Annotated in this window: 19 protein-coding genes, 2 tRNA genes and 1 rRNA gene; 15 read left to right on the forward strand and 7 right to left on the reverse strand. The window is 59.1% G+C overall.

Going from position 1 to position 24511, the window contains the following annotated elements; all coding sequences use genetic code 11:
• The 8 genes from rrf to AC3B5A_RS04760 all read left to right on the forward strand — a co-directional run.
• Positions 1-105 (forward strand): 5S ribosomal RNA (rrf, locus tag AC3B5A_RS04725); the annotation flags it as partial.
• A 406-nt stretch (positions 106-511) separates the two neighbouring features.
• Positions 512-2299 carry a phosphatase PAP2 family protein gene (locus AC3B5A_RS04730; RefSeq protein WP_489799280.1) on the forward strand — a complete coding sequence of 596 codons (1788 nt, stop codon included), beginning with the start codon at positions 512-514 and terminating at the stop codon, positions 2297-2299.
• Between the two features lie 103 nt (positions 2300-2402).
• A complete protein-coding gene (gene topA, locus AC3B5A_RS04735) occupies positions 2403-5381 on the forward strand; it encodes a type I DNA topoisomerase (RefSeq protein WP_489799282.1) in 2979 nt (992 codons plus the stop codon).
• Between the two features lie 89 nt (positions 5382-5470).
• The gene (gene tmk, locus AC3B5A_RS04740; RefSeq protein ID WP_489799284.1) at positions 5471-6079 is read left to right on the forward strand and encodes a dTMP kinase; all 609 of its coding nucleotides are present in this window, start codon (positions 5471-5473) and stop codon (positions 6077-6079) included.
• 125 nt (positions 6080-6204) lie between these two features.
• Positions 6205-7356 carry a DNA polymerase III subunit delta' gene (locus tag AC3B5A_RS04745; protein ID WP_489799285.1) on the forward strand — a complete coding sequence of 384 codons (1152 nt, stop codon included), beginning with the start codon at positions 6205-6207 and terminating at the stop codon, positions 7354-7356.
• A 43-nt stretch (positions 7357-7399) separates the two neighbouring features.
• Positions 7400-7987: a YbhB/YbcL family Raf kinase inhibitor-like protein gene (locus AC3B5A_RS04750; RefSeq protein ID WP_489799286.1), complete on the forward strand. Its 588-nt coding sequence runs from the start codon at positions 7400-7402 to the stop codon at positions 7985-7987.
• Positions 7988-8097: 110 nt separating this feature from the next.
• The gene (locus tag AC3B5A_RS04755) at positions 8098-9717 is read left to right on the forward strand and encodes a C69 family dipeptidase (RefSeq protein WP_489799288.1); all 1620 of its coding nucleotides are present in this window, start codon (positions 8098-8100) and stop codon (positions 9715-9717) included.
• A 58-nt stretch (positions 9718-9775) separates the two neighbouring features.
• Positions 9776-11386 carry a formate--tetrahydrofolate ligase gene (locus AC3B5A_RS04760; protein WP_489799290.1) on the forward strand — a complete coding sequence of 537 codons (1611 nt, stop codon included), beginning with the start codon at positions 9776-9778 and terminating at the stop codon, positions 11384-11386.
• Positions 11387-11452: 66 nt separating this feature from the next.
• On the opposite strand, the gene AC3B5A_RS04765 is transcribed toward AC3B5A_RS04760, so the two are convergent.
• The 3 genes from AC3B5A_RS04765 to AC3B5A_RS04775 all read right to left on the reverse strand — a co-directional run bounded on the left by AC3B5A_RS04765 (position 11453) and on the right by AC3B5A_RS04775 (position 12962).
• Positions 11453-11848, reverse strand: a complete 396-nt coding sequence (locus tag AC3B5A_RS04765; RefSeq protein ID WP_489799292.1) for a type II toxin-antitoxin system PemK/MazF family toxin — start codon at positions 11846-11848, stop codon at positions 11453-11455.
• Positions 11845-12087 carry an AbrB/MazE/SpoVT family DNA-binding domain-containing protein gene (locus tag AC3B5A_RS04770; RefSeq protein WP_489799294.1) on the reverse strand — a complete coding sequence of 81 codons (243 nt, stop codon included), beginning with the start codon at positions 12085-12087 and terminating at the stop codon, positions 11845-11847. The genes AC3B5A_RS04765 and AC3B5A_RS04770 overlap by 4 nt, the downstream gene beginning before the upstream one ends.
• Before the next feature lie 527 nt (positions 12088-12614).
• Positions 12615-12962: a phenylpyruvate tautomerase MIF-related protein gene (locus tag AC3B5A_RS04775; protein WP_489799295.1), complete on the reverse strand. Its 348-nt coding sequence runs from the start codon at positions 12960-12962 to the stop codon at positions 12615-12617.
• A 205-nt stretch (positions 12963-13167) separates the two neighbouring features.
• Between AC3B5A_RS04775 and AC3B5A_RS04780 the strand changes: the two genes are divergently transcribed.
• The 3 genes from AC3B5A_RS04780 to AC3B5A_RS04790 all read left to right on the forward strand — a co-directional run bounded on the left by AC3B5A_RS04780 (position 13168) and on the right by AC3B5A_RS04790 (position 15463).
• Positions 13168-13704 (forward strand): GtrA family protein, encoded by a 537-nt coding sequence (locus AC3B5A_RS04780; RefSeq protein ID WP_489760870.1) that lies wholly within the window; start codon positions 13168-13170, stop codon positions 13702-13704.
• Between the two features lie 73 nt (positions 13705-13777).
• A complete protein-coding gene (locus AC3B5A_RS04785; protein WP_489799297.1) occupies positions 13778-14434 on the forward strand; it encodes a histidine phosphatase family protein in 657 nt (218 codons plus the stop codon).
• A gap of 102 nt (positions 14435-14536) precedes the next feature.
• Positions 14537-15463, forward strand: coding sequence for a hypothetical protein (locus AC3B5A_RS04790; RefSeq protein WP_489760865.1), 927 nt, complete (start codon positions 14537-14539; stop codon positions 15461-15463).
• 249 nt (positions 15464-15712) lie between these two features.
• On the opposite strand, the gene AC3B5A_RS04795 is transcribed toward AC3B5A_RS04790, so the two are convergent.
• From AC3B5A_RS04795 to AC3B5A_RS04805, 3 genes are all read right to left on the reverse strand, one after another.
• Positions 15713-16846 (reverse strand): DUF805 domain-containing protein, encoded by a 1134-nt coding sequence (locus AC3B5A_RS04795; protein ID WP_489799299.1) that lies wholly within the window; start codon positions 16844-16846, stop codon positions 15713-15715.
• A 125-nt stretch (positions 16847-16971) separates the two neighbouring features.
• Positions 16972-17775, reverse strand: a complete 804-nt coding sequence (locus tag AC3B5A_RS04800) for an ABC transporter permease (protein WP_489799301.1) — start codon at positions 17773-17775, stop codon at positions 16972-16974.
• A gap of 187 nt (positions 17776-17962) precedes the next feature.
• Positions 17963-18997: an ABC transporter substrate-binding protein gene (locus tag AC3B5A_RS04805; protein ID WP_489799575.1), complete on the reverse strand. Its 1035-nt coding sequence runs from the start codon at positions 18995-18997 to the stop codon at positions 17963-17965.
• Between the two features lie 729 nt (positions 18998-19726).
• On the opposite strand from AC3B5A_RS04805, the gene gltX reads away from it, so the two are divergent.
• The 4 genes from gltX to AC3B5A_RS04825 all read left to right on the forward strand — a co-directional run bounded on the left by gltX (position 19727) and on the right by AC3B5A_RS04825 (position 23432).
• Entirely contained in the window at positions 19727-21313 is a 1587-nt protein-coding gene (gene gltX, locus AC3B5A_RS04810; RefSeq protein WP_489799303.1) for a glutamate--tRNA ligase, read from the forward strand.
• A gap of 352 nt (positions 21314-21665) precedes the next feature.
• Positions 21666-21738, forward strand: a tRNA-Glu gene (locus tag AC3B5A_RS04815).
• A 36-nt stretch (positions 21739-21774) separates the two neighbouring features.
• A tRNA-Gln gene (locus tag AC3B5A_RS04820) sits at positions 21775-21846 on the forward strand.
• Positions 21847-22019: 173 nt separating this feature from the next.
• On the forward strand, positions 22020-23432 hold the full coding sequence (locus AC3B5A_RS04825; RefSeq protein WP_489760752.1) for a metallophosphoesterase family protein: 1413 nt from the start codon (positions 22020-22022) through the stop codon (positions 23430-23432).
• 71 nt (positions 23433-23503) lie between these two features.
• Here AC3B5A_RS04825 and AC3B5A_RS04830 read toward each other — a convergent pair whose 3' ends face one another.
• Positions 23504-24268 carry an IclR family transcriptional regulator gene (locus AC3B5A_RS04830; RefSeq protein ID WP_489760756.1) on the reverse strand — a complete coding sequence of 255 codons (765 nt, stop codon included), beginning with the start codon at positions 24266-24268 and terminating at the stop codon, positions 23504-23506.
• Positions 24269-24511 lie beyond the last annotated feature (243 nt).

Consider the following 24511-nt stretch of genomic DNA (forward strand, 5'->3'; position numbering starts at 1 on the left):
AGCCCAGGGGAAACGCCCGGTCCCATTTCGAACCCGGTAGCTAAGGCCTGGCACGGCGATGGTACTGCACTCGGGAGGGTGTGGGAGAGTAGCGCACCGCCACATTACTTTTCTGTGAGGGGTAGGGACTTCGGTTTCCTGCCCCTCACTTTTTCATATTCCGGCATGGAGTGTTGGGATCCGGGGTTCGGGTGTGCTGGTGCGTGGGTGTTTTGCCGGGAATCGTGCACCCGCTGCCGCTGATGTTCAAGAGATTCCCTCTGCTGATACTGTGTCGTTCGCCAGGTTGGTGTGTTGGATGCAGGCGGACTGAGCATGATTTGATGCTAGTGCCGTGTCGTGTTGCCGGGTATTGGAGTAATGGTTTTCTGCGGTGTTGGGTGCAGGTGGTCTGGGCATAGTTGGTGCCGGTGCTTGTTGTTCGAGACGCTCGGGCCTGCCGGAACGGTCTGACCGACTCCGATACCCGAGTCGCACTTTCTGTCGATACTCCCCCTATACAGTTTGGGGTATGAGCGAAGACTTCGAGAGGCACAACACCGACAACACCGACTGGGGGATTGAGCGCGATGAGATGCGTGACGCAGCAATGAGTGCACCCACAGCGCAGGAACGCGGCGATGGCATGCCCGCGGAACCGACAACGAACGACGCCCCAGACCGTGTATCTGGGAGTAATGTACTTGGCGAAGAAGCAGCAGTGCAGTTTGAAACTTATCATTCTGAATCCGAACAGGCAACTCCCGCTGAACAGGCTGTGTCTGTTGAAGAAACTGTATCTGCTGAACAGCCAGCATCCACTGAGGAGACTTCTGATTCTTCATCATCGCAATGGCCCGAGGTGAGTCAACTTGCAGGCTGGGTAGGTGACGCGCAGCCTATGGAAGAACAACCAGCTGGCGAGAGCGTTACTTGGGTGTCAACAGACTTTAGCGCACCCTTCAGCGTACCTCAGGCGGAGCTGCAAGGCACCGATGCCATGGACGCCGGTGCGGCGATGGATACTGCAGGCCAAGGTGCCTCTGGTGACATGCCGCAGGCGGCATCTGCCCGTGTGGCGTTGCTGGCTGATGAACCCGAAGAGCGCGAATCGCATAAACGTAAGAACAAACATAATAAGCGCAAGCACAAAAAATCTGCCGCAGCGCAGCCTGCTGCGAGCAGTAGTGGTGCTGCTGGAGTAAACGATAGTCTAGGAAGCGCCGACGGCCTTTCCAACGTGAATAAGCACGGTGCCGGCTCAGCAGGGCTTCAGAGGCTCGCCAGCGGGGCCAAGAGCGATGCAGACAACGAAGGTGCAGGATTGGCTGCATCTGCGCCACGTCTTGCTGCTGTGGCTTGGTGTGTGGTTTTGGCGCTACTGTTTTTCGCCGGTGCTGCTGGCGTGTATTGGCTGGGCGTGCAGACTTCTATCGGCCAAAGCTACGACGACATGGTGTGGACCGGACTTCGCGACAGCGTACCGGGATGGTTCCGTTCCATATGCTCGTTCCTCTCCATCCGTGTGGTTATCCCAGCCATTAGCATCACGATGGCCGTGATCGCGTTCATTGTCATCGCGGTACGTAAGCGGTGGTGGCTGCTCGGCCAGAGCCTCATCTTTGGCGGGCTGTGCTATGCGGCGGCATGGCTGAAGCGGTTGCTGCCCCGTCCCTTCCTCATTCACCAGATGTCAAGCGCTTCCAACACAGCACCTTCCGGGCATACCATGTTGGCCGTGGGCGCAAGTCTGGTGCTGCTGTTCGCGGTGCCATTGGCATGGCGTGCAGTGGTAGCGGCCATCGGAGGCACATATACCGTCATGGTGGCGCTATCCCTGGTGGTGGAACGCTGGCACCGCCCCACCGATGTGGTGATGTCAGTGCTCATAGGCACAGGCATTGCCCTACTGACGCTCGCCTTTACTCGCGCTTCGGGCATGGACGCTCCCAAGGCACGTAAATCCAGTGCAAGCGTGCAAATTGTTGCGAGCGTGCTCATCACCTTTGGTGTGCTGTTCTGCCTATATGGCGTGTATGTGCTGTGGAATATTGCGCCGGGGCTTGACTTGAGCGCCGAATGGGCGCAGTCTGGGGCCTACTCAGCGACTGTGGTGTGCGTGATCGGTTTGGCGTCGCTCGCGTTTGGCTTGGTATTGGCCATGCGGCATGTCACCGCATCTCCGCTCACTCGGTTGGGCTTGATCGGTGCTCCGCCGACTCCGCCGCACAGTGCAGCTCCACATGAAACCGGGCTGCCTGAACTGGGGGATGGCCCCGAAGTCACGGTGGCTTCACCGGCTGCTGCGGGGTTACGGTAACGTTTTGTGGCTGCGCGCCGCGCCAAATCGTACGTAATGTGCCGAGGGGGCGGTTAGTATGAGCACTGGCGGCGCATTGCCGCGTAACTGTTAAGGAGTGGTTATGGCGACTGGTACCAAGCTTGTCATTGTCGAGTCTCCCACCAAGGCGAAGAAAATCGGTGGGTATCTCGGTAAGGGCTACACCGTCAAAGCGTCGGTCGGTCATATCCGCGATTTGGCGCAGCCCAGCGAAGTCCCGGCTGCCAAGAAAGAGAAGTTCGGCCGCTTTGGCGTGGACGTCAACGACAAGTTTGAACCGTACTATATTGTCGGCGCAAACAAGAAGAAAACCGTCGCCGAACTGAAGACCGCGCTCAAAGACGCCGACGAACTGTACCTCGCCACTGATGAGGACCGCGAAGGTGAAGCCATCGCGTGGCATTTGGTGCAAACGCTCAAGCCCAAGGTTCCGGTGAAGCGTATGGTGTTCCACGAGATCACCCCAGAAGCCATCAAAGCCTCGCTGAACGATACGCGTGACGTGGATGCCGATATGGTGGAGGCACAGGAGACACGGCGCGTGCTCGACCGGCTCTATGGCTATGAGCTCTCCCCGGTGCTGTGGCGCAAAGTGGGCCCTGGGCTTTCGGCAGGGCGTGTGCAGTCGGTGGCTACGCGCCTGATTGTGGAGCGCGAACGGGAACGTATGGCGTTTGTGCGCTCGCCGTATTGGGATGTGACCGCCACGCTGTCCGCCGCTGACGCGCAAGGCGAGCAGGTGAGTTTCGCTTCGCGTATGGTGTCTTTGGCAGGCCGCAGGCTGGCTGGGTCGAAGGATTTCACCTCGACCGGTGAGCTCACCGCTGCTGGTGCCAAAGAGAATGTGGTGCAGCTGGATGAGGCGCAAGCCAACGCGCTGGCGAAGGCCTTGCAACAAGCACCGTTTACGGTGGCTTCAATGGAGTCGAAGCCGTATCGTCGTCGTCCGGTGCCGCCGTTTACTACTTCCACCATGCAGCAGGCTGCCGGCAACCGTCTTTCCATGAGTTCACGCCAGACCATGCGGGCTGCGCAAGGTTTGTATGAGAATGGTTTCATCACATACATGCGTACCGATTCGGTCACGCTCTCGCAGGAGGCCATCGCTGCCGCCCGCGACTCGGTGACGCGCAACTTCGGTAAGGAATATCTGTCTGACAAGCCCAAGCAGTATGCCACCAAAACCGCCGGTGCCCAGGAAGCGCACGAGTGCATCCGCCCCGCCGGTTCGACATTCCGCAATCCTGCGGATATCGCCGCCAAAGTGCCGCCGGATCAGCTCAAACTGTATACGCTTATCTGGCAGCGCACGCTTGCCTCGCAGATGGCTGACGCCACCGGTTCTACCGCCACAGTGAGGCTCTCTGCCCCAGCTGGTGCGCAGGGCGAAGCCATCTTCCAGTCTTCGGGAACGGTAATCGAATTCCCCGGCTTCCTCAAAGCTTCCGGCTGGCCGCGCAAGGCTGCGGCAAGCACCGCAGCAAAAGCGGACGGCGACACGAAGAACGGCAAAGCGAACGCTGATGCGGACGTGGCATTGCCTCCTATGCACACCGGTGATGTGCTCGACGCGTCTGACGTGGAAGCGGATGGGCACGAGACCCAGCCGCCGGCCCGCTACACCGAAGCATCGCTGGTCAAGACGCTCGAAGCCAAGGAGATTGGCCGTCCTTCCACGTATGCCAGCATCATCTCCACCATCATCGACCGTGGGTACGTGTACGAGCGAGGCCGCGCGCTCATCCCCTCGTGGCTGGCGTTCGCAGTCACCAAACTGCTTGAACAGAACTTCCCTCAATACGTGGATTACCAGTTCACGGCAGACATGGAGAACGGTCTCGACAAGATTGCCCATGGTGAGGAGACCAGCAACGAGTGGCTTACCCGCTTCTACTTCGGCTCCGGCGACGGTGCTGCGCAATCTCAGGACGAGGCGCACGAGGGTTTGCAGCAGCAGGTGGCGCAACTCGGTGAGATTGACGCCCGAGCCATCAATACCATCGAGATCGGTGACGGGTTGCAGGTGCGCGTAGGCCGCTACGGGCCGTACCTGGAAGACACCAAGAGCTTGGATGCGCAAGGCAACGCGAAGCATGCGTCCATTCCCGACACCATGGCGCCCGACGAGCTGACCGTGGCAGCAGGGCACGAGCTTATTGAAAGCAACGCCGGTGGCCCACGCGAGTTGGGACAAGACCCGGTGACCGGTGGCACGGTTGAGGTACGAACCGGTCGTTTCGGTCCGTATGTGGCTCTGGTGGCACCGCAGGAAACGCCGGCTGAGGGTGAGGCTGCCGGTGAGACCAAGGCACGAACGGCAAAAACCGCGAAGTCCAAGAAGGATGCAGCCCCCAAGCCCAAGATGGCCTCGCTGTTCAAGACAATGACTCCAGAGACGGTGACACTTGAAGACGCATTAAAGCTGCTCAGCTTGCCGCGTGAGGTGGGTGAAATCGAAGAGACGAACAAGGAGACAGGTGAGGTCTCCAAAGCCATCGTAATGGCCAATAACGGCCGTTATGGCCCATATCTCACCAAGACTGGGGCAGATGGCAAGAGTGAAACGCGCTCGCTGGCCAGCGAGGATGAGATTTTCACGGTCGATGTGGCGAAGGCGGAGACGCTGTTCGCTCAGCCCAAATACGGCCGGGGGCGTGGTAGGGGAGCTGCCAAGCCGCCGCTGCGCGACCTGGGAGCCGATCCGGAGAACGGCAAGAACGTGACCATCAAGGATGGTTTCTACGGTGCCTACATTACCGACGGCGAGACCAACCGTACACTGCCCAAGCAGTACACTCCTGAGTCCATCGACCCGGCGGAGGCGTTCCGCTTGCTGGCTGAGAAGCGCGCGGCAGGTCCGGTAAAGCGTAAGAGGCGTACCACAGCGAAGAAAGCTGCGGGCAAAACTGCAACGGCCAAGAAGACGACCGCTAAGAAAACTGCCACTAAGAAGACCACGACCAAGAAGGCCACAACAAAGAAAACGACCACCGCACGCAAGACCGGCACAAAAGCTACTGCCACCAAAACGGCTGCTGCAAAGAAACCGGCATCCAAGTAGCAGGCTGCGAAAGCTGCACCCCAGACCACAGCCAAAGCATAGCTAAGGCGTAGGTGGCAGCATAGGAGCATGTAAGGAAAGAAGCACAGATGAGCGGGCTGTTTGTCTCTTTTGAAGGTGTGGACGGCGTGGGCAAGACCACGCAGGTTGGACGGCTGCGCGCATGGCTTGAAGTGCACGGGCACGAAGTGGTGGTGACCCGTGAGCCTGGCGGCACCGAACTGGGCGCTGAACTGCGCCAGTTGCTGCTGCATGGTGGGCAGGTGGCTCCTCGAGCTGAGGCGTTGATGTTCGCTGCCGATCGTGCGCAGCATGTGGCACAGGTAATCGCTCCGGCTTTGGCGCGTGGGGCAGTGGTGATTTCGGATCGCTACATCGACTCTTCTCTGGCCTATCAGGCTGGCGGGCGTGAGCTGACGGCAGAGGATGTGCGCTCGCTCAGCGAATGGGCTACGGGCGGTCTGTGGCCGGCGCGCACCTATTTGCTTGACATGAGCCCGCAGGCAGCGCACGCACGCTTGACGCACAGTGAAGATCGTATGGAATCCGCTGGGACAGCGTTTAGCGAGCGAACGAGAAACGCGTTTGTGAGCTTGGCCGAAGCCGACCCGCAGCGGTTTGTGACCATTGATGCAGGGCTGAGTGAGGCTGATGTGTGGAGCATCATCGAGGAGGATGTGCAGCAGTTGTTGCGGTGACTCGCTGCACGTAGCGGCGCGTTATCAATGGCGATGCCATGTCCGCCCAACGAGTGGGCGAGGCGACGTATATTGGGTACAGCGATGGTACAGCGTGAGCGGACGGTGACGGTAAGGAGGCGCGGATGAGCGTATGGGATGCGATGGTAGGCCAGGGGCGTGTGGCTGAGCAATTGCGTGCCGTGGCGTGTGGAGACCCCAAAGCCATTGCACAGTCGTGGCTTATTTGCGGGCCTCCCGGGTCGGGGCGCTCGAATGTGGCGAGGGCGTTTGCGGCAGCACTGGAAAGTCCTGACCGTGGTGAGTCACAGACACCGACGCGCATTACCGAGCAGGTGCTGCGTGGATCTCATCCTGATGTGACCGTGCTGGCCACCGACAAGGTGACTATCGGCATCGACGAAGTGCGCGGGCTGATTGAAACGTCGGAACAGACACCAAGCATCTCGCCGTGGCGCATTATCATCATCGAAGACGTGGATCGCATGCTGGAGCGCACCACCAATGTGCTGCTTAAGGAGATCGAAGAACCCAGCCCGCATACCATATGGCTGCTGTGTGCGCCCAGTGCCCAAGATGTGCTACCCACCATCCGTTCCCGCACGCGCATTGTGAACCTCGCCGTGCCCAGTACCGATGCAGTTGCCGGGTGGTTGCAGTCGTCATGCTCGGTGGAGCCCGAGCTGGCTGAGCGCGCTGCGCGACTGGCCGAAGGGCACGTGGGTGTGGCCAAACTCTATGCGCTCAACGAGCAGGTGATGAGCGACCGGAACGAACTGGTGGCAGGCGTACTTGGACTGCACCGTGCTTCGGATGCCGTGCTGCTGGCCGGAGGGCTTATCGACAGCGCCAAATCGCAGGCCGGTGACGACGTTGACCGGCAAGTGGCAGCGGCCGAGGCTGACTTCCGCAGGGTCAACGGTCTGGCAGAAGGGGAGCGGATTCCTCCGGCGCTGCGCGGTGCGTTCAATGCCATCGGCAAAAAAGCCGATGTGAAACGAAAAGTAACCCGTCGCAGCAGGGATGTGCTTGACCGTGCGCTCAACACGGTGTCGAGCGTGTACCGAGATGTGGCCGTAGTGCAGAACAATGCCGAAGGGGCTGTGGGATTGGTGAACCGCGAGCATCGCAGCGCACTGGTCGCGCTCGCCGGGCGGCTGAGCCGGCAGGAAGCGGTGAGGCGGCAGGAAGCCATTGCTACCGCACGGAGAAGGCTTAACGGCAACGGCAACCAGACGTTAGTGTTCGAAGCGCTGTTCTGCGCGCTGCTGGCATGAATGCCGAAGGGGCCAAGTCACAGCGCCGCGAGATACTGGTCGCATGAAGATTTCCGCAGATTTCACCACCATTCCCGACGCGTTCGCCTCTGCCGCCCCACCGGAAAACAAGGTGGACGGCAAACCGGTGGTCTCCTTCCCCTTCTATATTGACGCTCTGGACCCGCGGGCGCACTACCTGCACTGGCAGCTCACCGATCCCGACTCCATACCAGTGTGCGGGTTCGAGTGGATTCACTGGGCCGTGGTCAACGTGCCGGTGGACGCGCTCATGTTTGACTTCAACGATGCGCATGCGCTCGCTGTGCCACAAGATTTCTCGCGTTCGCTGCCGTCCATGATTCCCGAAGCGGTGCAAGGGCGCAACTCTGCCGCCAGCAAATTCGTGGGTTCAACCAACCCAGCCGTGACTATGCGATACAACGGTCCCACTCCGCCCGACAAGATGCACGGCTATGTGCTGCAAGCCTGGGCCAGCGCAGAACCTCTGCCCGGCCTGTCGGAAGGATTCTGGCTCAACGAGATGCAGCATGCGCTCGCCGCCTGCGGTACGCTGGTCAGTGCCGCTTCCATTACCCTCAATGCCGCGCCTGCGCCAGCTGCCGGCGCTGTGCGCACTGACAAGGCGTAGGTTGTGCGCCCCGTTCGGGTAGACTGAGAACAATTCAACGATGCTGATGTGCGGTGCCTGCGTGACAATACGTTCGGTGCGGCTTATCGAAGCGTATCAGGGAGGTAAACATGGCGTGCACCACGATTCTGGTCGGTAAAGACGCGAGCTGGGACGGCTCCACGATCATCGCCCGCAACGAAGACTCAGGCAACGGCGAATTCACACCGAAACGGTTTGTGGTGGTCAAGCCCGAAGAGCAGCCGAGCCACTACACCAGCGTGCTCAGCCATGTGGAGATCGACCTGCCGAGCGACCCGATGCAGTATTCTGCCGTTCCCAACGCCGACCTGAAAGAAGGCGTGTGGGGAGAAGCTGGCGTCAACGAGGCGAACGTGGCGATGAGCGCCACCGAAACGCTGACCACGAACGAGCGTGTGCTGGGCGCCGACCCGATGGTGGAATACACCAAGGCGCGCGGCACCAAAGGCGAGGCGGGCTACGAGCCTGCCAGCGCTGGCGGCATCGGCGAAGAAGACTTCCTTACCATCGTGCTGCCTTATGTGCGCACCGCGCGCGAGGGCGTGGAACGTTTGGGCGAGCTGCTCGAACGCTACGGCACCTATGAGATGAACGGTGTGGCGTTCTCCGATGTCAACGAAATCTGGTGGCTGGAGACGGTGGGCGGTCACCATTGGATCGCCAAGCGCGTGCCGGACGAAGCGTACGTGACCATGCCCAACCAGCTTGGCATCGACGAGTTCGACCTTGAAGATGCTCTGGGAGAGCAGGAAGAGCACATGTGCTCAGCCGATCTTGCGCAGTTCATCGAGACCAACCACCTCGACTTGGCCGTGGAGTCCACCACGCCCTTCAACCCGCGCGACGCGTTCGGTTCCCACTCCGATTCCGACCACGTCTACAACACCCCACGCGCCTGGTATATGCAGCGTTACCTCAACCCGTACGACGAAGTGTGGGACGGGCCGGACGCCGACCACACGCCGGAATCCGACAACATTCCTTGGGCCCGCCAGCCGGAGCGCAAAATCACCATCGAAGACGTGAAATACGTGCTCAGCTCGCATTATCAGGGCACCCCATACGATCCGTATGGGCACCGGGGTGACGAGCACACGCGCGGCATGTACCGCACCATAGGCATCAACCGTCAAAGCCAGCTTGCCGTCATCCAACTGCGTCCTTACCGCCCGCAGGCGTCACGCGCGCTGCAATGGATGGCCTACGGTTCCAACCCGTTCAACACGCTCGTACCGTTCTATCCGAACGTGGAACGTACTCCCGAATACCTTGAAGCCACCACCAACCGCGTGACCTCCGAGAACTTCTACTGGGAGAACCGGATCATCGCCGCGCTGTGCAGCGGTGCGTTCGCGAGGACCTCAAATGCCGTGGAACGCTACCAAGAGAAGACCGGGGGCTTGGCGCACCAGTCAATCTCGCGTACCGATGCCCACATCGCTGAGCTGTTGAGCGGCAAGGACGGCATAGGGACACAGAATTTGGTCGAAGCTGAGTTTGACGTGAGCAACGCTGACGGCGATGTGGAACCAATGGAACCTGAAGCAATCATTGCGGCAACACGCAACCAGGACGTGCGCGAGGCGCTCGCAGATGCCAATGAGGCGCTTGCGCAGCGTATCAAGGTTGAGACTGACAATCTGCTTGACGCGGTGCTGTACGAGGCTAGCATGGAGATGGCGAACGGGTTCAACCGATCTGATAACTGATGAGTAGTACGCAATAGCAGTGGCAACGGCTTTCGGGCCTTGACGACAGGAGACGTTCATGGCACTTATTGATGAGTTCACCACGCAGTACGGTTTGGTGCGGAAAATTGACGCGTTCGGCTACCTTGAGCGGCTGAACGCCCGCCCGGGGGAGCGGCGCAAGCATGGGCGCGTGGTGCTCGTCACCGCTGACACCCCGCTCAAGGCCTCGCGAGGCGAAGGCAAGACCACCACCACCATCGCGCTCATCGACGCCCTGCGCACGCGCGGTGTGGATGCGGCTGCTGTGCTGCGTCAGCCGAGCATGGGGATTACCGCGGCGGGGTCTAAAGGCGGCGCTTCGGGCGGTGGCAAGGCCTCGCTCACGCATCCTGAGCTCATCGACTGGGGATTGACCGGCGAGATGGGTGCGATCGAAGCTGCTCAGAACCTGCTTGTTTCCTTTGCCGAGAAGGCTGTTGACGAAGGTAAGCTTGACACGATTGCTGTGCCGAGAGTCAGCGAAGTGCCTTCGCGCGCGTTGAGGCAAATCGCAGTGGATCGTGGAAAAGGCGACGTGCCCGAGCGCGTGGTGCTCACGCCTACATGCGAGATGATGCAGATCGTAGTGCTGTCGCGTTCGATGAAAGAAATCGAGGAGCGTGTGGCTGCCATGGTGGCCGGTACCAAAGACGGGCATCCTGTAAAATTCGGTGACTTTATTGATTTGTGGCGCATCACCGGCATTCTGGCAGATGCAGTGAAACCAGCGCTTACGCAGACGCTCAACGGCTCTCCCGTGTATGTGCACGGCGGGCCTTTTGCTAACGTTTCTCTGGGGATTCCCTCGCTGGTATCGGTGGAGATGGCATGTGCGCTGCACGACGTTGTGGTGGTTGAAGCCGGGTATGGAGCCGATGCCGGGGCGCAGAAGTGGCTCGACATTGCCTGCCGTGAATATGGAGCGTCGTGGCCTGCGGCCTGCGTGGTCGTAACGCGTGCCTCAACGTGGCGCGACGATCCGAAGCTGGCCTGGCGATACCCGTTCCACGTGAATCGTCTGGAAGGACTTGGCATTCCTACGTTCCCGCTGGTGAACCTGTGGGATGGCGAGGATGGCCAGGTGCAGGACCTTCGTGCTACCGCCGAGTCTCTGGACTTGCGTCGGCCGATTATGGGTAACTTGTTCCGAGACGGCGGGCAGGCGCTGGTAGGGCAGATGAACGAATTGGTGCGGGTGCTTGAGGACGCGCGCGGCGGCGAGATGCTTTCCGGTGCGGACGGGCGGCCTTGCTCATGCGGCGTAGACGGTGTAGATGGTGTCTCCGATGCAGAGGCGACCTCCGGTATTGTTGGTGCTGCCACCAGCCACAAGGGCATGGATGTAGTCGAGAACGTGCGCTGGATTGCGCGCAGTGCCTATGGGGTGCCGGCTGAACGGGTGCTGTTCAAAGAAGGATTCGAAGACTCTCTGGCTCAGGCGCGCAACCTGTGCGCTGAAGCCGGGGTGAATATCGATGATCTGGCGATCGTGGCGGTCAAATCTCCGGCTACCATGACCGACGATGATGCAGCCGTGGCCGAGGAGCGCACGGTGACGCTCAAAAAAGTGGAACCGCACTTCGGCGCCGGTGTGCTGCATGTCAACCTCACTACCTCGCTGACCACTCCCATGCCCAAGATTGTGTAGCGCAGGCGCGTGATGCAGGAGGGCTGGGCATGTTGGTGATGCTCAGCCGCGCTTGTGTGGTGCCGTTCAGGCGAGTCTGCGCATGGTCATATCAGGCTGCATGAGGCACCCCAGTACCATATCGGTTATGGAGGTGAGCGGCTGAGTGTCCATGGCGGCTACGTATCTTGCATTACGTGCTTGAAGATCGAGCGATTTGATTTGCTCAATCTCAGCCCAGCCTGTTATGTGCTGCCGCAAGTTCTTGCCGTTGGTGGTTTCGGTTGGTATGGTGCCGATGTTAATGTGCAGGGGATACTCTGATTGCGTTGACGTGATGGGTATTACCATAACGAGGTTGTTGTATCGGTTGTAATCGTCGTTGCTGATGACCACTGCGGGACGGCGCTTATTTTGCTCGTGCCCTGCAGAGGGCTTGAAATCCATCCAGACAATATCACCGTAGTGGAACTGTGCTGTCATGCTTCCCTCCCGACTGGCTTCCAGTCGTCCTCGCTGGGTTGCGGTCCGTGGTAGTTCTCGAACATTGCGGCAAAATCTGGGATGGTTATCGCATCGTGCACGTGGGTGAGCGTGATGGAACCATTGCGTACGGCAATATTGAGTTGATCGCCGATGTGTAAGTCTGCTTCGTCCATGATGTGTTTGGGTATGCGTATGCCTTGGCCGTTGCCCCAAGTGACAAGTGAAGTGTGTGCCATATGTGCTCCTGATGAAAGCAGTGAAGTATATACTTTGTATACCGTATCATCAGGGGTGTGATTTGGTTGCCGTGACCGGTTTGCGGGTGTGCGAGGATGATGGCGGCGAGGTGGGGCGGTCTTATGTGCCATAGCTTGGCTGTGATTTGTGCGTGATAGGTGCGAAGTGCTCATCTAAATAAACTCCTTGGCTAGTGGCTGGATGTACCAAGAATGCCAGAGATGTTCGCTGAGCCAAGGGGGATTGAAGTAATGTGGACGGAAGGTCGGCGAATTTACGTCAATGTGGATAACCGTGTCGCGGTGTGATGATGCTTTGATTTTGTGCAGCGCGGTGTGGCGCAGTCTTAAGGATTTGTGGCGCAACGGTGAGCCGAATGTGGAGTTACTGCAATGAGAAGGGTACCATGTGCTGGCCCGTTTAGTGTGCGCGGAGATTTGACGCGCACACTAAACACATGTTTTTGAATATCGAGGTATGAGAAATGCGAATATGCGTGTATTGCAAATCTGCCTCGGCGCAGCGTTCAGAGTTGGGAACCGTTCCATCCCCAGTCTTGTGTAGCGGTGTAACGGATGTAGGTGCGGTCGGCGGGAATGCCGAGCTCACGATCCAGTGCGCCCATGATCTGCTCGCTCATTGATTCCCAGACTGCGCGATCTTCGCCGTCGCCCTTCGCGTTCACCTCGACGTAGGCTGCGGGAGCGTCCTCGTTGCCGGCAAAATAAATCGGCACATTGTCCTCAAACGGGCACATCAGCCAGTCTTCGGTCTTGCCGGGAATGGCGGTGATTGCCTTGCCGTAGGCTGCTTTGAGCGCATCTCGCTGAGCGGGCGTGGTGGACGTGGACACATGGGTGTGAATGACTGGCATAGGATACTCCTTTACATTGGTGTGCGGCTGCGCGGCCGCACGGTGACTCCATACTATCGGCAGGTGGGGCGTGGTTGGGCGGACATCTCGCTGGCTGGCTGTTTGCCGAAAATGAGCCCGGCAGTGTGCGATAAAGCGCCTCGAAGCCCGCTGACAGTGGGGTGGGGTTAAATAGGGAAGCGTGAAGAAATTGTTTGCTCAACTGGTGAAATTCGGCATGGTCGGTGCCATCGCGTTCGTCATTGACGAGGCGGTGATGAACCTGTTGCTCCTTGTGCACGTACACAACGTGATAGCCAGCACCACATCATTCCTCATCTCTCTGGTGTTCAACTACCTGGCGAGTATGAAGTTTGTGTTCGTCCACCGCGACGACATGGCCAGATGGATGGAGGTGCTCATCTTCCTGGTGTCCTCGGTAATCGGTCTGCTCATCAACGACGCCATCATCTGGGCCAGTACCCTCGGCATGTCCGCAGATGCCATGGTGACGCAGCATGGAGCCTATATGTTGCGCACCAACGTGGGCAAGCTGGTGGCGACGGTAGTGGTGGCCGTATGGAACTTTATTATCCGCAAGTGGCTGCTCGACGCCGGGGAGAAAAGCGGTGCCGTTGCTGGTGGCGACGGTAACGTTGCCGACGGGCGTGACAGCGCGCTAAACGTCGAAGCCAAGCGCGATACCTTCTCGCATAAACTTGGTGTGTGGTCGCTCGAGCACGGCCCTAAAGGCTGGAAATAGCGGCGGAAGCTGGTCGGGAATCGAACCGCGCACACTGCGCACCATAACCGCAGAAAACCGAGGAGAACATAGCATGTCGTCTACTACGTTGCATTTTGTGCGCCATGGGAAGGTGGAAAACCCGGGGAAGGTGCTCTATGAGAGGCTTCCGGGGTTTCACCTGTCGCAGTTAGGCCAGCGACAAGTGCAAGCCACCGCAAGGTATATCGTCGCCAATTCGCAGATGAATCGGGTGACAGCGGTGTATTCTTCACCCCTTGACCGCACGCGCGAAACCGCGGCAGCCGTGCTGAACGAACTCAACCAAACACGTGCTGCACGCGGCGAGGCTGCATTGGACTTGCATACCGATGAACGCATCATTGAAGCGGGCAATGATTTTCGCGGTACCCGCATCGGGTATGGGCAGGGTGCGCTCTGGCGGCCGCGCAATCTCAAACTCATCCGCAACCTGTGGCGGCCCAGCTGGGGAGAAAGCTACCGGTCAATCGCTTCCCGCGTCTCCGACTTCGCACAAGAGATGGTGCAAACCCATGAGGGGGAGCAAGTGATTGTGGTCAGCCACGAATCGCCCATCTGGAGCTACCGTCACCTGCTGGAAACCGGCCGCCCAGAGCACAACATGCTGCTGCGGCACACCGACCTTGCATCCATCACCTCCATCACCTACGACGGCAGCGGGCACGTCGAGCACATCGCATACGCGAATCCGGCCAAAGACGTGCAATAAAGTTGGTGCAATAGGTTGTGCTGGTAGGGGTGACGCTTGAGATGCAGCGGTTGCCCCACCGCTCGGTGTACGATGGAGTACACCAATGAGGGAGGCTGTGACATGACATTCCATATTGAATCAGGCGTGCTGGCAAGGGTTGCCATTCAACCGGAAGTGCGCCATGCCGCAGAAGTAGGCGCCAAATTGGTGTCGCTATGGCCCCTCAACGACGCGCAACAGCTCGATAACGACGTAAAATACGCGGAAAATCTGCAAGTGAGAGTCACGCGCGCCGTGGCACAGCTGCTTTCCGGAGAAAACATCACTCTTGCCGATGCTGAATTCGTGTATGAGGGGGCGGAATCAATCCCCGGCCGCCCCGATGCTGTGGTGCAGGCACTGCTTATCGTCAACGACGCATACGAGCAAATGGACGCTTACTCCGAGACCGGAGACACGACGAAAGTGATGGCTGCAGCCGGCTTGCTCGGTGTGCAATGGGATCAGAATATCGTGCGCGAGATAGCTGAGGCACTCGAAAGTATCGAAGCCGCCGTGGGAGTGGGAATTGCAGACGGCGCTCGCGGTGAGGTGAGTCAGGACCCGGAAAGCGTGGCCCAACGGCTTGCGCTGATTGTGGTGGCCCTTGCTGGGTTGCTGCACATCATGAGCAATGAGAACACCGAAGAGGATAGTAACAATGACTTGGGTTGCCGTTGCACTCCGGTGCTGCTGTATGTCAACGAGCTATGTGAGCGTCTTTCCATACCGCGTATGGTGTTGAACAAGGATGACGTTCAGTCGCTGCTGTCGGTGCTGAGCGACGAGGAGCCGCACGGTGATGAGGCGATGGCCTGTGCTGTGGCATCGGTGCTGGCTCCGGTGGCGGCCAAAGAATGGCAGAAACACTATGATGCACTCGTCTTTGACCCTATTGCGGCCAAACGCGAAGCAAAGAGCGCGGAGGAAGCGCAAAAGAAAGCTAAATTGGCTGCCAAATTTGCAGATATTCCTGAAGATCCTAACAAAAAACCAGTGGAACTCTGATTGTTTGCGTTTGCGTTAAGGACGGTCGTATTCGAGGTTTTGCCGTGTGCTTCGGATGGCAGTGACGGCGGATATGCGGACGTGCGTTGCTGCGCTTGCGCTGCATTGATAGGGCTATATCTATTTGCTGTAGCGTTGCGGTTCAACTATTACAGGTGTTGGTGTTAGCAGCCAATTATAAAACAGCTGCGGCAGGAGCCATGTATGATGCTCCTGCCGCAGCTGTTTAGGTTCTCTTCTGGTGTGCGATTATGCTGCCGTCGGCGCTTGCGATTCCGCAGACTCGTCGTTAGACGACCCGTTGTTTGTTGAATCGTCAGCGCGGGAGGAGAGAGGTGCCGGCTGGTCAGGCTCAACCGGAGCGGGCTGTGGGCGGTCATACCCATTCATCGGAGGTTGCTGTGCTATGACCCCATCGGCAGGCATCGCAGAAGCCTGTGGCGTTGCAGCTTGAGGCGTCTCATTGGTTGGTGCAGACACGCCATATGCATTGGCTCGCGGTGCTCCGCTGTTGGGAACGGACGGATTCATCGGCGCGGAACCAAACATCACGGGTGAGGTCGGTGAGGCATTCTGTCCGTATTGCGGCTGCCAAGTCTGGTTTTGCGGCATGTTGTTGGGTTGTGCTGGTGGCATGGGCTGCCCAGGCTGCATCGGCTGGCTCATTGGTCCCGTCTGACCGTTCCAGTTCTGCTGTCCGGGCTGCATCGTCTGGCCCGGACCCATAGGAACATAACCGGAGAATGAACCGACTGGCTGTGCGTCGAACCGCACTCCTGCGGGATTGCTTTGGGCCGTCATCAGTATGACAGCAGCCACAACTGCAGCGATAAACAGCAGGACGAAGATGATGAGGCCGGAGATAAAGCTCGTGGACAGGTCGCCTGTGGATGTTCCGTAATACCTGAGCGATGACAGTGATGTAGCGGTGCCAAGCACGCCGATAATCAGTGTGGCTAAACCAGCGATTTCGAGACCATAAGGCAGCACAATCCACCAAGCGGACTTGTTGGAATCGTGCAGGCGCCGTACGGCCACTGCCAAGGTCGGTATCAACACAGCCAAGTCCCAGATGCGGGACACGGTACTATCCATCGACTCGGGCAGTACCGCCGTGATGACGAGGGAGACAAGACCGGTGAACAGGATTGACCACCAGAATTCACTGCGCGAGGCACGCCCGGTGAAGACGGCATACTTACGGAAGAAACGCTTGATGGCCTCTATAAATGTGATGCCGTAATACGGCTGATCGAGCGGCACTTGGGGCACTTGCGGTGCTTGTGGCGCCTGTGCAAACGGCGGCATTTGATTTGGCTGGCTGGGCTGTGTAGGTTGACTTGGTTGGTTGGGTTGCGTGGAATCTGGCCTGATGTCTGTCATGGGTACCTCTTTCGCATCTATGCTTACAGAGTAACGTTCAGCGTGGATGTGGTCTGCATATATTGCGCTGGAGGCGGGTAGAAATTTGGTGTCAGACGTGTGCCGGTCTTCCTATGGTGGAATTCTCACCCCTCGCTGCTGTCGAGAGAGAGCGCCTCATCCTCGCCGGCAGGGCCTAACATCATCCGCTCCACCAGTGCCACGAAAGCCAGTAGCAGCGCGGTTCCTGCAACAATCATGAGTGTGGCCGAGAAAATCATAGGGGTCTGGAACGAGTTGAACGCGCCTTGCAGCCACACGCCCAGACCGTTGGTGGCACCTAGATATTCGGCCGTCACCGCTGTGCCAAACACGTAGGCCGCACTGATGCGAATGCCGCTGAAAATCTGGCGCGCTGCCACGCGCAACTTGACATGAAACAGCGTCCACACGCGCCCGGCACCGCAGGTGAGCGCCACCGCTTCATAGAAATCCGGCACGGCGGCCAGACCTCGTGCGGTTTCCACGGCGATGGAGAAGAGGCTGAACACAGCCACCAGCACGATTTTGCCGGCGATGTTGAATCCGAACCAAATCATGAACAGCGGGGCGATGGTGATGATGGGAATGGTCTGGGCGGCCACCAACAGTGGGTATATGGCGCGGTGCAAAGTCTTGGAGATGTAGAGCCCGATGCCCAGCAGGATGCCGACGACGATGGAGATCAGGAACCCGCTGACCGCCTCGATGGCGGTAATGGTCGCCGCATCCGCCAAATCGCCCCAGGTTTGGCCGATGGAGACCGCGATATCGGCGGGGGAGGCGAGCGACTGCTCATTCACCCAACCGGCACTGACTGCCACCTGCCAAAGCACCAACACTGCACCGACGGCAAGAATCGGCGGAATTGCAACGTTTAGCCATCGCCGTGTGAGTTTGAGGTTCTGCATGCCACATCCCTATTCGAATCGTGATTTCATTCCGTGAGTACTTTTCCAGAGAATGCGACGAACAGCAAATTCCAAAACGTTGAAATTCCGCCATTCTGTAATGCCGCATATTGCGTTGCTCTCAAAAAAGTGCTCACGGAACGCCTCGAAGGCCCATATTGGGGTTTGTATTGAGATTTATTGCGAGTTACCGGGTCAGCACGTACTCGTTGGTGGAGAGTTCAGCGGCTTGCGGGGCGTTGGCAAGCTTCTGGTGCGCTTTGTCGGTGTAGGTGCCGGCGGCCTGCTGGAAGTCGAGGTACTTCTGGCCTTCCTCCACGTTCACCGTGCCTGGGAGCGTCTTCGAATCGCCGTCGGTCCAGAAGTTGTTCTCGATGATGGTCTGCATAGAGGTCTTCACCAGCTTGGGGTCCAAGTGCGAGGTGCGGGTCTCTTCCACCAAGATATCGCTTGCCTTGTCGGGGTTGGCGAGCGCGTAGTTGTAGCCCTTGAGCGCTGCGGTCACGAACTTCTTGATGTTAGCTGCGTTGGCCGGGTCCTTTGCCCATGAGCGTTTGACCGCGAACCCAAGCTGATCGGGGTTGCCGGGCACACCCCACTGGTCGGCGGCGAAACAGTTGAGCGCCGGCCCGTTGAGTTTGCTTTCCACCTCTTCCCAGTTGGCGTAGAATCCCGCAAAATCGCCCTTGCCGGAGGTCAGGGTGCGGAAGGTATTGGTGCCGGCGGTGGCGGTCTTGAACTCGCCGTTGCCGCCCGCGTACTTGATCATCTGCCGTACGGAAGCGCTCTGCTCGGCCGATCCGAAGCTGACGAAGGTCTTGTCTTGGAAGTCCTTGGGGGTTGTGATGTCGCTGCGGGAAGCCAGCGAGCACCAGCGGGCGATGGGTTTTTGCGTCAGGTCGAAGACGAGCTCAAGGTCGGCCCCTTGCGCGTCGGCATTGGCCAGATCGGTGAGTTTGGAGAAGCCGATATCGGCCACGCCGGAGTTCACGCTGGTCTCGGCGCCGGCCTGAGCGGTCGGCAGGATCTTCACATTGATGCCGGCGTCCTTGAAATACCCAAGTTTTTGCGCCACATACAGTCCGATATGGTTGGTGTTTGGCGTCCAGTCCAGCATGAAATTGATGGTGGGGGTGCCGTTGCCGCTGGTTTTGCTGGGATTGTCGTCGGCATGGCCGCCGCATGCTGCCAGCGAGAACCCAAGCGCCGCGGCGGTTGTCATGGCTGCCGCGGCGCGCAGTAAATGCTTGCCGCGCGAGGTATGTGCTGCTGGTTTGCCTGTTGCGTATGTTGTCTGTGCTGCATGTGCCGTGTTTGAGGGGCGCCCTGCAAATGCGCGGAAATGTGTGCGGAACCTGTTCACCTATTCACCTTGCCTTCTGTTCGGACCCGGCACGCGGGAGACGGAAAGGTGAGGAGTCCGCGCCGCGCATCGGGTCGCAGGGCACGCTTCGCCCTGCTTTCGATGTTTCGTAGCGCAGCTGCTGCCACCAACCGCGCGAACGGCACCATTATATAAAGTGGGCCGTGCATTGTGCGAATATACTCAATCTGCTTGGTCGCAGCGGTGCAAGTGGGGCATTTTTGGTCGGAAGCAGTGCGGGTTTTGATCGTTTTGTACCCAAGTCGCACGGTTCGGTGCAAAAGTGGGTACGTTTCGGTCGGGATTCGCTGGTTTTTTGAACGGTTTGTACGCATTTTGCGGTTGTGATAGGGAAGTGGGTACGTTTTGGACAAGATTCTTAAGGGTGTGGGTTGAGGTTTGTAATCGGTATGATGGCCGGCGAGGACGGTTGGTTCGCGGTTGGTTCGAACAGTGGGGTACATGGTTGGCGCGAGGTTGGTCCGAGCGTGGGAGTGTGCGGTTTGTGTGGTCGGCGGCACGGTTGGGGGTGATTTGTCTGTTCCGCGTGCGCTCTCCCACGTCCGAGTTGCGCGGCACAATGGATGCATGAATGAAACCACTGCTGACCATATTGATGCTGCCGATGCAGCGAAGTCCGGCAATCGCCCCAAGCTGCCCGAGCGCGTCCGCGTCCGCTTCTGCCCCTCGCCCACCGGCACCCCCCACGTGGGCATGGTGCGCACGGCGCTGTTTAATTGGGCTGAGGCGCGCCACACGCACGGCACGTTCGTCTTCCGCATCGAGGACACCGACAACGTGCGCGATACCGAGGAGAGCTACCACCAGATTCTCGACGCCCTGCGCTGGCTTGGCCTGGACTGGGACGAAGGTATCGACGTGGGCGGCCCCAACGGCCCCTACCGCCAGTCCGAGCGCGGCGAAATCTATCGCGACGTGGCGGCCAAGCTGCTTGAGGCGGGCTACGCCTATGAGTCCTTCTCCACGCCTGAAGAGGTGGAGGCGCGCAACGTTGCCGCGGGCCGTCCCAAGGAGTTTGGCTACGACGGGTTCGACCGCGATTTGAGCGACGAACAGAAGGCCGCCTTCCGCGCCGAGGGCCGCAAGCCTGCGCTACGCCTGAAAATGCCGGACGAGGACATCGCCTTCGACGACCTCATTCGCGGCCGCATCGAGTTCAAGGCCGGTTCCGTGCCGGACTACGTCATCGTCCGCCCGAACGGCGACCCGCTCTACACACTGACGAACCCGGTGGACGACGCTATGATGGGCATCAACGTGGTGCTGCGCGGTGAGGATCTCCTCAGCTCCACCCCGCGCCAAGTGGTGCTCTACCGCTACCTGATCGAGCTCGGCATCGCGCGCGAAATGCCGCTCTTCGGCCACATGCCGTACGTGATGGGCAAGGGCAAGAAGAAGCTTTCCAAGCGCGACCCGGAGTCGAACCTGTTCCTCCACCGCGACAACGGCTTCATCCGCGAAGGACTGCTGAACTACCTGGCGCTGCTCGGCTGGTCCATCGCGCCCGATCGCGACGTCTTCTCCATGGACGAGATGGTCGAGAAGTTCGACATCCGCGACGTGAAGGCCAACCCGGCCCACTTCGACATCGACAAGGCCATCGCCATCAACGCCGAGCACATCCGCATGCTCGAGCCCCAGGACTTCCTGAACCGTTCCGTGCCCTACCTGCACCGCGACGGCTTGGTTTCGGCCGACAGCTGGGACGCCCTCACCGACCGCGAGCGTGAGATTTTGACCGCCGCCGCGCCGCTGGTACAGTCTCGCGTGCGGCTGCTGGGCGAGGTGCCCGGCATGGTGGGCAGCCTGCTGAGCGGTGAGGCTTACCTGGCGCCGGAGGACGACGCCAAGAAGCAGCTCAAGGATTCCTCTGACGACGTGCTGGCCAAGGCCATAGCCGCGCTGGAAGGCGTGAGCGAGAACGGCGTTGATGGCAGCAACAGCTGGACCGCCGAGCCCCTGCACGCCCTGCTTGACCAGGCGCTCGTGGAGGATGCCGGCTACAAGCCGCGCCTGGCGTATGGCCCGGTGCGCGTGGCCCTTTCCGGCCGTCGCGTCTCCCCGCCGCTCTTCGAATCCATGGAGATCATCGGTAAAGACCTGACGCTCGCGCGTCTCAATGGTCTCAAGGAGCACCTGAGCGAGCTCAACTAGCGCAAGAATGGCAGCAGCGTTATTCAGTAGGGATTATTTTCCAATAAAATGCTGATGCTGAAATCAGGAATGGCTATTTTCTGCCATTCCTGATTTCGTTTTTGGAGGTGATACTCACAAATCGTCCCTACTGAATTAAGTTGACGCTTAAGATAAAGGCGCTGCTGGGCTGTGCTATCTGATGTGGCTTACTGGGTGCTGGGTGCTATGAGTGCTACGGGCGCTGCGAGATTGCAGGTAACTAACTAGCAGATTGCATCGCGTCTCGTCCGGCGACACGCCGTCTTGCGCTATGCTCCAATCTTACATATACTATGTATCTGTTGCTCCGCAAGGAGTGACAGGCTAATTGGCCCCCGTCGTCTAGCGGTCTAGGACTACGCCCTCTCACGGCGCCAACACCGGTCCAAATCCGGTCGGGGGTACAACGCGTTCAGCTTTAGGGCTGATGCGCTATCCATTGGGGTATGGTGTAATTGGCAACACGGCTGATTCTGGTTCAGTTGTTCTTGGTTCGAGTCCAGGTACCCCAGCTCAGCAAGAAGATACCGCGGATTTCCGCGGTTTTTCTGTATTTCAGGTGTGCTGCAGAACCCCTTGCGCAGGAACTTATGAATAAACAAACGAATACGCAGCTGCATACCTGTTGATATGCGGCTTATGCAGCGGTCGTGAGCCCCTGCCTTCCTGCTGGTACCATAGAGCCATGAGTGAATACGGAACTTCGGAACAACTGAAGGCGCGTGCCAAGGCGCCACAGTCTGGCCGCGTGGCGAAACCTCTATCGGTCTCGGCACGGCTTGGCCGTCTGCAGTTTCACGAGTCCGGAAAATTCCGCGTGCTGGTGTTCTCCGACGTGCAGGACGGCCCGAAACTCAACGCTGACACTGTCCGTCTCGTCTCCGCCTCACTGGATGTGGCGCGCCCGGATGTGGTGATTTTTACCGGTAACCAGATAGCGGGATATGACGAGGCCTATGCATCCACGTTCCGCAAGCGTACGTGGAGTCCGCAAGGCTGGGCTTTCAACTCAGATGCGGCTCGCAGACGCGAGGAAAGCACGGCAAAGCTGCGCGAGACAGTGCGTAGCTATATTGCGCAGCTGGTTGAGCCGCTGGTAGAACGCGGCGTCCCTTGGGCGGTGACGTATGGTGACCATGATTTCCAATGCGGCCTGAGCAATGCTGAACAAGACGCCATATATCGCGAATTTCCGGGATGCCTGAACCCTGAGCCGTCGGCGACGCCCGGTGGCATGGGCTCGGCTGGAGTGCAGCATTTTGACCAGTCACGCCATCAGCCTGGCTCCGGTTTGCCAGATCAACCGATCTTCCCCTGTGAACCGGGCACATTCGCGCTTCCTGTAACCAGCGTGGATCACAAGCGAGATGTGCTCTCGCTGGTGGTGCTCAATTCTGGCGACTATGGCAAGTTGGGCGGGTACGGTGCGCCCAGCACTCGTGCGCTGGAGTTTCTCGGCGCGGTGCCAGGTATGGTGCATTCCAAGTCGATGGTGTTCCAGCACATTCCCATGCCGCAGTACTACCGTTTGCTCAAGGAAGTTCCGGCAACGGCCGCCCACGCGGTGGAGGGGTACCGCACCTTTGCCGGCCACACGTATGTGATCGACGATAAGAAAACCGTGCCCGGCAGTTTCTTGGGCGAGGGAATCAGCTGTCCTGATGCCGATAGCGGCGAGTTTGACATACTCACTCGTGCGGCATTTGGATATGACCATCGCGACCGCGAGGAACTGAAGTTTGAAGATGACGTTGACGAGCGGGGCTACTTTGCCATGTTGGCTGGGCATGACCATCGCAACAGGTTTGTGGGGCAGTCTGACGGGCTGACCATGTTCGCCACTCCCACGTGTGGTTTTGGCTCTTACGGCCCGGCACCCACCCAGCGAGCCTCGCGTTTGTTGGAATTTGATATTCGCCACCCGTATCAGCCCCGCACACAGTTGTTGGAGTTCGGCGAGTTGGTAGGCAAACCCAATGCCCATGGCGCCTATACCTATGACTTGAATGGTGCAAGAAACACGGTGCGCGAAGGAACGAATCTGCTACGTCGCCCGCGCCTCATTGCGCGAGCTTTACACAAACTGCATCTCAAATAGTCCTCTGAACAACGGGCAATCAGTACCTGCGCCAGTGCCCTCTATCAGGGTTCTCTAATCAGTGCCGTCTATCAGTGCCCTGCGCTGGCTTTGCGTAACGCTTCGGTCAAGTATCTGCCGCCTGCCATCACGTATGGTGCATAGCGTTTGCCGGGTGTCAGCCCCATGCGTCCGGAAGGGCCGGAGATGGAAATCGCAGCAATCACCTGATTGGACGCATTGCGGATAGGTGCCGAAACCGAGCAGATACCTTGCTCGCGCTCGTTGGCTGAATCCGACCATCCGCGCCGGCGTACGGCGGCCAGTGTGGAAGCGGTGAACTTTGAGTGGCGCAATCCCTCATGCAGGCGGTCTTCCTCTTCCCAGGCGAGCAGGATTTGCGCGGCGGACCCTGCGCGCATGGACAGCAACGCGCCAACGGGGATGGAATCGTGCAGGCCGGTGGAACGTTCCATGGCGGCGATGCAGACTCGCTGATCGCCCTGCCTGCGGAAAATTTGCGCGGACTCGCCGGTGCGGTCCAGCAGCGTTTGCAGCACCGGATTGGCGGCGGTAAGCAGTCTGTCTTCTCCCGCAGCCGTGGCAAGTTCAGCGAAGCGTGAGCCCAGCACGAACCGACCATGCCTGTCTCGCACTACGAAGCGGTGTCGTTCCAAAGCGATGGCCAGGCGGTGTGTGGTGGGGCGTGCCAAGCCGGTCAGTTCCACCAGTTGGCCGAGTGTGGCAGGGCCGGATTCCAAGGCATCAATGATCTTAATGGTCTTGTCGAGCACGCCAACGCCGGAATGAATCTCCTCTTTCAGTGGATTCAAGGCTTCCTGATGGATGGGAGGCATGGCTTCGCGCTCGTTGGAACGGCCTGTGGTGCACGCGTTGGCGCGCTGGCTCGCATCTGTGTCTTCGGCAGGCCTGGTAACCGAAGTGCGAGAGGGTGAAGCGTCCATATGTTGATTATACGCGTACCTGTTTCCAGCATGTCACAACAGTGTTTTCTCACATATTGATACAGAAGCGTCCATATTAAGAGCTCACGATGATACTGAACATACAGCCGCCGAGCAGTTCTGCGGTGATGCTTC

This window comes from Bifidobacterium sp. ESL1133 (assembly GCF_058107325.1).

Excerpts from the sequence above, each read along its gene's own strand:
- AC3B5A_RS04730 (WP_489799280.1), top strand. The coding sequence starts at position 512 with ATGAGCGAAGACTTCGAGAGGCACAACACCGACAACACCGACTGGGGG.
- topA (WP_489799282.1), top strand. The coding sequence starts at position 2,403 with ATGGCGACTGGTACCAAGCTTGTCATTGTCGAGTCTCCCACCAAGGCG.
- tmk (WP_489799284.1), top strand. The coding sequence starts at position 5,471 with ATGAGCGGGCTGTTTGTCTCTTTTGAAGGTGTGGACGGCGTGGGCAAG.
- AC3B5A_RS04745 (WP_489799285.1), top strand. The coding sequence starts at position 6,205 with ATGAGCGTATGGGATGCGATGGTAGGCCAGGGGCGTGTGGCTGAGCAA.
- AC3B5A_RS04750 (WP_489799286.1), top strand. The coding sequence starts at position 7,400 with ATGAAGATTTCCGCAGATTTCACCACCATTCCCGACGCGTTCGCCTCT.
- AC3B5A_RS04755 (WP_489799288.1), top strand. The coding sequence starts at position 8,098 with ATGGCGTGCACCACGATTCTGGTCGGTAAAGACGCGAGCTGGGACGGC.
- AC3B5A_RS04760 (WP_489799290.1), top strand. The coding sequence starts at position 9,776 with ATGGCACTTATTGATGAGTTCACCACGCAGTACGGTTTGGTGCGGAAA.
- AC3B5A_RS04765 (WP_489799292.1), bottom strand. The coding sequence starts at position 11,848 with ATGACAGCACAGTTCCACTACGGTGATATTGTCTGGATGGATTTCAAG.
- AC3B5A_RS04770 (WP_489799294.1), bottom strand. The coding sequence starts at position 12,087 with ATGGCACACACTTCACTTGTCACTTGGGGCAACGGCCAAGGCATACGC.
- AC3B5A_RS04775 (WP_489799295.1), bottom strand. The coding sequence starts at position 12,962 with ATGCCAGTCATTCACACCCATGTGTCCACGTCCACCACGCCCGCTCAG.
- AC3B5A_RS04785 (WP_489799297.1), top strand. The coding sequence starts at position 13,778 with ATGTCGTCTACTACGTTGCATTTTGTGCGCCATGGGAAGGTGGAAAAC.
- AC3B5A_RS04790 (WP_489760865.1), top strand. The coding sequence starts at position 14,537 with ATGACATTCCATATTGAATCAGGCGTGCTGGCAAGGGTTGCCATTCAA.
- AC3B5A_RS04795 (WP_489799299.1), bottom strand. The coding sequence starts at position 16,846 with ATGACAGACATCAGGCCAGATTCCACGCAACCCAACCAACCAAGTCAA.
- AC3B5A_RS04800 (WP_489799301.1), bottom strand. The coding sequence starts at position 17,775 with ATGCAGAACCTCAAACTCACACGGCGATGGCTAAACGTTGCAATTCCG.
- AC3B5A_RS04805 (WP_489799575.1), bottom strand. The coding sequence starts at position 18,997 with ATGACAACCGCCGCGGCGCTTGGGTTCTCGCTGGCAGCATGCGGCGGC.
- gltX (WP_489799303.1), top strand. The coding sequence starts at position 19,727 with ATGAATGAAACCACTGCTGACCATATTGATGCTGCCGATGCAGCGAAG.
- AC3B5A_RS04825 (WP_489760752.1), top strand. The coding sequence starts at position 22,020 with ATGAGTGAATACGGAACTTCGGAACAACTGAAGGCGCGTGCCAAGGCG.
- AC3B5A_RS04830 (WP_489760756.1), bottom strand. The coding sequence starts at position 24,268 with ATGCCTCCCATCCATCAGGAAGCCTTGAATCCACTGAAAGAGGAGATT.